The 7,352-nt window shown below is 27.4% G+C and carries 4 protein-coding genes; all 4 read right to left on the bottom strand.

Annotated features, from left to right (window positions below; genetic code table 11):
- Positions 1-280: 280 nt before the first annotated feature.
- From BM384_RS07245 to BM384_RS07230, 4 genes are read right to left on the bottom strand one after another with little or no spacing between them, the layout of a single operon-like run.
- On the bottom strand, positions 281-2,173 hold the full coding sequence (locus tag BM384_RS07245) for a clostripain-related cysteine peptidase (RefSeq protein ID WP_090012483.1): 1,893 nt from the start codon (positions 2,171-2,173) through the stop codon (positions 281-283).
- Positions 2,170-2,910: a LytTR family transcriptional regulator DNA-binding domain-containing protein gene (locus tag BM384_RS07240; RefSeq protein ID WP_139232062.1), complete on the bottom strand. Its 741-nt coding sequence runs from the start codon at positions 2,908-2,910 to the stop codon at positions 2,170-2,172. The genes BM384_RS07245 and BM384_RS07240 overlap by 4 nt, the downstream gene beginning before the upstream one ends.
- 14 nt (positions 2,911-2,924) lie before the next feature.
- A complete protein-coding gene (locus tag BM384_RS07235) occupies positions 2,925-6,143 on the bottom strand; it encodes a coiled-coil domain-containing protein (RefSeq protein WP_090012480.1) in 3,219 nt (1,072 codons plus the stop codon).
- A 9-nt stretch (positions 6,144-6,152) separates the two neighbouring features.
- Positions 6,153-6,719: a hypothetical protein gene (locus tag BM384_RS07230; protein WP_090012478.1), complete on the bottom strand. Its 567-nt coding sequence runs from the start codon at positions 6,717-6,719 to the stop codon at positions 6,153-6,155.
- Positions 6,720-7,352 lie beyond the last annotated feature (633 nt).

Below are 7,352 nucleotides of genomic sequence, written 5' to 3'. Positions count from 1 at the left end.
CTTATATCCATAATTAATTTTCTTTTTGAGGGATTACTCATAGGTTTTATTATTTCTAATACATCATTGTACTTATACGAATTCAAATACATCATCTCCTTAAAAATCTTTGTTAAAATGATTGACATATTTTATCACTTTTATTCATAATACAGCCTTTATTTTTAAAAAAAGGCCAGTAACATTATCATGCACTGACCTTTTCTTTATTCCCTCTTATAAAATCTTTTCTCAATATAGCAAAAAAGATTAATATAAAAACTAGTAATATTTTCTTTATTTAATTTATATTAATTTCATATTTTTCCTGACTAGAATTAATAAGAATAAAACTATACTTAATTTTTTCTTTGCCTTCTAGCTCTCCATCATTTATATCTAAGCCCTTTTCATCAGCCTTTATCATATTCCCCTTAAAATATTCATCATTATATATTTTATCTTTACTTATACTACTTATGTCGCTATCATCTTTAAAAGGAAATAAAGGTGTGATTTCGTCTCCATCTTTTATATTAATGATTTTATTTTGGGCTTCACTTGGATCAAAACCTCGTATAGCTCCAAGTACAGTTCCATTACAATTATTAAAGTCATATTCAATTAAAAGGTAGGCTTCATCTCCATTTAAAAGAACTGGTGAATATAATTCAAGTTCACTTTTAGTAAAACTTTTTTCTATAGTTGAAAATAATTCATTATTTATATAAGTAAAACTATTTTCAACATCAGAACTAACTGTTCCTTCCACATCTATTTTAACATCACTATCTGTTGATAAAAGTTCATAGATACCACTTCCATATGAAGTTTCCTTATATGTTGCTAAGTATACTGCTGCAAGGTTGTTTATATCTTCTTTGTTAAGACTAACCTTTGCTACATTATCTACTAAATAGGGATTTAAATTTTCAAAACTATATCCCTCTTCCTCTAAAAGAAATTCAATATACTTACCTATAAACTCTATATATTTATCATCATAATGACTATTTGAATAATTATGATAATCTTCCACCAATGTTTCCTCTGAATTAACTGGAAGATATATTGATAACCCACTTGGCTCTTCCTCATAGCCCAAAACCCCTTTATAAATAACACAATTATTAAAATCATAAATAGGATAATATTTATCTTTAAGTACACAATTAAGATTATTAATTAAACTAGCTAAATCTAGCATATCACCTGTTTTCTTTTCTCCATAGCCTGTCCCAAAAGAGTTACCTTTAGTTCTTAGCTTTGAAACTTCTTTCAATAATTCTTTATCATGAGTAGGTATTTTTTCAAAGAAATCACTAATGATTTCCTCTAATTCTTTAAATTTTTCTAAGTCAATTACTGAAATATCTAAATTACATCTACCATTCTTATAGTAATCTATGTACTCGTCTACTATACATTCACATATCTTTTCATCAGTAATATCTTTATTATTTAAATTCAATAACCATTTATAATTCCAACCTTCTCCTGGTTCAACTTCCTGTGATGCAACTAAGTATTCTGCATTATCTTTTAATATATTACATGTCTCAACAGTATTCATAAGACATGCATCAAAACCTATTATATCAATCTTTTTATCTTCTGCTTTAGAGTTCTTTATTCCATCATAAATTTCTCCTAACTCAAGGCTATCTCCACCAAAATTTTCATCTTCTCCAAAACCTTTTACAGAACCTCCACCATGATCCCAAAAGTCTAACATATACCTTTCTGCTGGATATGCTTCCATTCCATAATTTATAAAATCTGATAATGTATCTGTTTCTCCCATATTTCTTTTTTCTAATGTTTCAACTACTTCTATACCATTTTTATCTATTAAAAAACGCTTATTTCCTTCTCCCGCTAACTCCTCTTTGTCCCAAATTTCTGTTCCTCCACATTCTACAACTATATTTAAGTTTGCTTCTTTAGGATAATTTTCTATAATCTCATTAATATCTTTAGTAGCTTCTCCATCCATACTTTCTAAAGAGCTTCCATTCATATATATCATAATAGTCATATCTTTTTTATCTCTTAATGCTTCATATTCTTTTACTATACATCCTGTTTTTTCATTTCCATTATTTAAGTAAACCAGTGTCCCTGAAGCTAGTGTTCCTGTAATAACTGCCGCTATAGCACCTTTTAAGATAGCTTTTTTGCCTTTATCTATCATGACATTTCTCCCTTCACTAAATTTTTAATTTTCTTTTTATTATTTCGTGAAAATGTACAACTTAAATCTTTATTAAAATAAAATATATTATTTTTAAAATCTATCTCAATAATATTTTCTTTATTGGCTATAGTTGAAGGACGGCATAAAATAAATCTAGAATCAAGTTTAAGTATAAGTTCATTGATTCCAATTCTTAAAATTCCTTTTCCCTTAGAATGATTTATAACACATTTATGTTTTCCCTTTATGGTTTCTATAAATAAAATATCTTTTAAAAATATTTTTGTAACATTTTGATTTTCATTTATAGCTACAATATACTCATCCTTATTATAAAATTCTTTACACAATATATTTATTATTTTTCTAATTTCAATTTCTAGATCATCCTCTATTATATTTATAAAGTATTTAACTCTTATATCATTTTTAAAGATAATTCCTGCATTTATTTCTTCTTTAGATAATATTACAAATGTTATGTTGCTATACTTTTGAGAAAGAGTATTAAGGCATTTAGTCCAGTCCTCATTAAAAAGTCTTTTATCATTTATATTAACAAAAATTACTTTTTCAGCATCATCATTGCAAATATTCCCCAACTCATTAATAGATTTAATACTGTCTTTAAATAACTTAACAAAATCTATATCCATATCTGCTAGTACAAACTTGAATATTTTTAACAATGTATCCCTTAACCTATCATCAAAAGTAAAAATAATAAAATCCATGTATCCTGTAATCACTATAACCTTTCTTTATAATTATTTGCCTTTATACTTCTTCTCTTTTGTAATAGATCATCTGGTACACTTGTTTCATATTTTTCTCTTTCTTCATCGAGATATTTATACATCTTGCCTTCTTTTGCAAAATTCATATAATAATTACTTCTGTTTGAAGAAAAATCCTTTATCATTGAATTCTCTATATCATTTAGTACCTTACCCATATCACATCTATAATTTCCCTTTCGAACTGAATATGGAATAGTTGCTTTTCTTATATCATTCATAAAATCAACTTTATTTTTAGAATCATTTTGCTTTTCAACTAAGAAGTCCATACTACTTTCACATTTATTACTAACTTCAATAACTTTATTAAGATTTGTAACTATAGAATTTATATCTTCTACTTCCCTATCTCTAAATCCAGAAATTTGCTCTTCATCATTTACTACTTGCTTAATATCTTGTACTATATTTTCAAGTCTATTAACATCAATCATATTTGATGTAATGGACATATTAGAAGATACTATGTCAATACCTTGTGCAAGAGATGTATTTAATGCTTCAGCACACTCTATTGATTCTCCAAATTCATCCAAATGACTTCTCTCAATATCACGAATAAAATTACTAATATTTTCAATCTGTAGCATTCCATCTTCAATTCTCTTTTTATTTACTTCTGCTGAAACTATTTCTGGTTTAAATTTTCTTTTATTATTTCTCATTATTCTTTCAATATTCGAAACATCTAAACTAACATTCTTATCCATATCCTCTTCAAGAAGTTTAATTGTATCTCGCCCTAAAGTATGATTTTCAAATTTTTTAGAAACTGTATATTCCTTTCCTAACGCAACAAATTCAATTAAAGCCTCAAAAGATTGATTACTTAAATTTGCTGCTGCTCTTATCTCAAATCTTCTAATATAAAATAAATTTAATATTCCATCTAATACTGCTTTTATTCCCTCTACTACGGCTTCACCAATTTTTGCACTTAAATTAATTGCAAGTTTTGCTGCTTGTAGTACTGCTGTTGCATTACCTATGGCTACATATACTCCTGCTTTTGCCACTTCATAAGCTGCAATTTCGATTCCTTCCTTCATAGCAACAGCCCATTTCTTCCACCAACTAGCATTACTAATTCTTCTTTTACATCTTTCAATCTTTGAATTAAGACTATCAATTTCTCTCATAAGGGAATTAACCTTTTCTTGTGCTTCATTTATTTGTCTTTCTGCTGATTTAACCTTTTCTTTATAACTTTCTATAGCTCTATCTAAAGTTTCTTTAACTTGTCCAAAAAATTTCTCAATACCACTTGTATCTATAATTAAGCATATATCAAAATTTAAAGCTGAAGCACTTTGATAATTTATATGAAGCCCAAAAGTACACATGAACATACTAAATATTTCAGCTCTTGCATCAATTGAAATAAATCCTTTAGAAACAATAATTCGTGTTTCTGCCGAGAATATTTTCCATATAGTTAAAGATCCATCAATATAAAAGCTGCTGTTATTTTTATTAATGGATATATATAATAATGGTCCTTCTGATTTTTTATCAATAAATTGATATACTGGACTATCTGAAGGAATTACAGCTTTGCTTTCAACATCTTTCTTAAAACTTGATGATGTAAACTTCAAAAAGCCAATATCTATTTCATCCACATGCATAAATGCTAGTATTCCTTCATTAGGATTCATTGAAAAAAGCACTTTAAAATTAACCCCCAAAATTTCAAGGACCCCGCATATAAACATACCTGGTTGCAATTTATAGTCTCCCATTTCAATTTCTTTCTCTTCAAAGGATGTGTAAAATTGACACCTTAAATACATCTTTCCTTTTCTATCAATAAAATAATGACGCATTCTTTTCTTATCAACTAAAGCAATTCCATTATTTAAATTTGTTATTTTACATTGATTACTGCTTAGCCTTAAAGATTCTTCTTCTATATTCTTATTAAAAAATTCCACTATTTTCTCTTTTTGCTCTTTTTCTTTCTTTTCTAATATACTTGTGGGAAAATCCTTCTTAAAGCAAAAATCAAATTCTTTAAGTTTTATAATATCAAAATCTTCAAGCCCACTAACTGTAATACCAGTAAAATTCTTAACTAAGCTACTTAAACTAATTTCACTAACTGCAGCTGAAAGCATCTGAACATATGCTACATTTCCAAGTACTTTAAGTATTACTGCTGAAAATAAACTTAAATCTCTTAAATATAGAGTTGTAAACATTCCAAATGTAAGGGCTTTCTCATATCCTATAAGTAATGCTGTATCCCCTATCTTAAACTCACCAATTAGAGATATTGGTTTTTTTACACTTGCCTCTGCTGATAAAAGAAAACTTGTCATTCCCATGCTACAATTCACTATAAATTCTATATCCGGTAATATTTTTAATATAAACTTTCCTTTAACCTTTAAAGCAATATCACTTTTTGTTTTACAAAATTCTATATAAAATTCTTTTGCTATTAGCAATTTATTATCTATACTTGGCATTGCTAATATTCCTAAAAAATCTCCAGAATCTTTAGATATACCAATAAACATATCTAATGATTTTAATCCAAATAGGTCATAAATTGCCTTTGTAAATATACTTTCTTTTCCTTCAAAATTAAATTCTGTAGAGATTATTAGATTACTATTATCTAATTCTGATGGACTAGCACTATTACTAAGTCCTGAAAGCATTTTCATTTTTGATAATGAAGGAACCTTTTTTATAGCATCTTGAAGACTTATATTTAATCTTGATCTATATATTACAATTACTTCTTCAATTCCAAAAAAAACTGCTATTGAATCTAGGAAAACTAATGCTTTATCTATTAATCCGTCTCCCTTAGGCTTTTCTTTTACTGATAATCCAAATGCTAGTAAAGCACTATTATCTTTTGATATCGCTATAAAAGATGCTGCTCCCATATCTAAAGATAAAGAAGTAAACTTACCTATTTTAATAAATTTTATAGCTGAATAAGATTTATTAGAGATACAAGGTAAATTGTTACTTTTTGCAAACTTGCCTAAGTCATTATTGACTTCTCCTAATACGTTAAAAATGCCGTTTTCATCAATATCTAATTCACCTATAATACAAGTTTCACCATTAACTTTCCCCACCATTCCTTGAAACTCTTGATTCCATAAACTTCCCTGAACTTTAAGTGCTAATGCTAATCCATCTGACATAATTAAATACTACCCTTCTATATAAGCCTTTGGATCAAATAAAGACATTGACTCTACAATTTTTTCTCTCTTAGTATTCCATATTGCTATTAAAACCTTATTAACTTTAACAAAGAAATCAGCAGGGAATAATTTTTCAGTATCAATTATTAATTCGAAGGCATATTCTGTTGTTGTTTTATCATCTTTAGCATTATGATTTACGTAAAGATAAGCTTTTTTAAGTATTATTCGTATATTTTCAACATTAAAACTGCTATTTGCTGATTTAATCTGCTCTTCAATATCTTCTTCCTTTAATGCTCCACTAGCTTCTCCTTCAAGTTTTCCAAGCATGCTATTAATATCTTTAACTAACTCACCAATAGTTACCCCATTATTAGATTCATAATCAGTTGGTGCTAATAATATCTTATAACCATCATCATCTTTTTTATAAGCTGCTACAAGGTTCTCTCCTAATAAATTAAATTCTGCTTCTAGTAGCATTTGAGCATTTTCATGTATATTTTTGTTTTCAGTCACCCCGCCTTCTTTATTGTCATTTAAAATGATTTCAGTATCTTCTTTACCCATTTTTCATTCCTCCTATATTTAATTTATTTTTAATGAACAAGTTCATTATACATTTTGCATCTTTATTATGTATTTAATGGCACTATTTGTATTTTTTTAAACATATCTTGTCTTTTTAGCTTTATATATTAGCGAATTTAAAGAAAATTTATTTAAAATTCCATCTTTCAAAATGAACAAGGACAGAACAAAGTGGCTGACGCCACGCTTTTCAGCGCAGGAAGCAGCTTTCTTTTGCGGCCTACAATTATTTTTTAATGCATTTGATAACTTCCATATGAGAAATCCAGTCAAAATCAGTGTTTAACATCAAAAAAATTTTATATTTTCCTCGTATTTGAAATACTAAATAGTGTAGACGAATATTTATATATTTTTCTACTAAACCTCGTATTTGAAATACTAAATAGTGTAGACGAATATTTATATATTTTTCTACTAAACCTAACTAGTGAAAACTTAATATTCTTGAATAGAGAAATTGATGTGATTTTCCTGGGAGCATAATGCATACCCGCTGTATAGACTATCACCTCATTCAATGAAGTTTTACGTGTAACTGGTTGGGTTTCCATTTAATTAGAATTACCCGAATAACAAACGAGGATGTATTTCATTGAAATAAATGAGATC

The sequence above is a fragment of the Clostridium sp. DSM 8431 genome (assembly GCF_900116755.1).
Classification (GTDB): Bacteria; Bacillota; Clostridia; order Clostridiales; family Clostridiaceae; genus Clostridium.
This window is presented reverse-complemented; position numbering and strand designations above follow the sequence as displayed.

Excerpts from the sequence above, each read along its gene's own strand:
- BM384_RS07245 (WP_090012483.1), bottom strand. The coding sequence starts at position 2,173 with ATGATAGATAAAGGCAAAAAAGCTATCTTAAAAGGTGCTATAGCGGCA.
- BM384_RS07240 (WP_139232062.1), bottom strand. The coding sequence starts at position 2,910 with ATGGATTTTATTATTTTTACTTTTGATGATAGGTTAAGGGATACATTG.
- BM384_RS07235 (WP_090012480.1), bottom strand. The coding sequence starts at position 6,143 with ATGTCAGATGGATTAGCATTAGCACTTAAAGTTCAGGGAAGTTTATGG.
- BM384_RS07230 (WP_090012478.1), bottom strand. The coding sequence starts at position 6,719 with ATGGGTAAAGAAGATACTGAAATCATTTTAAATGACAATAAAGAAGGC.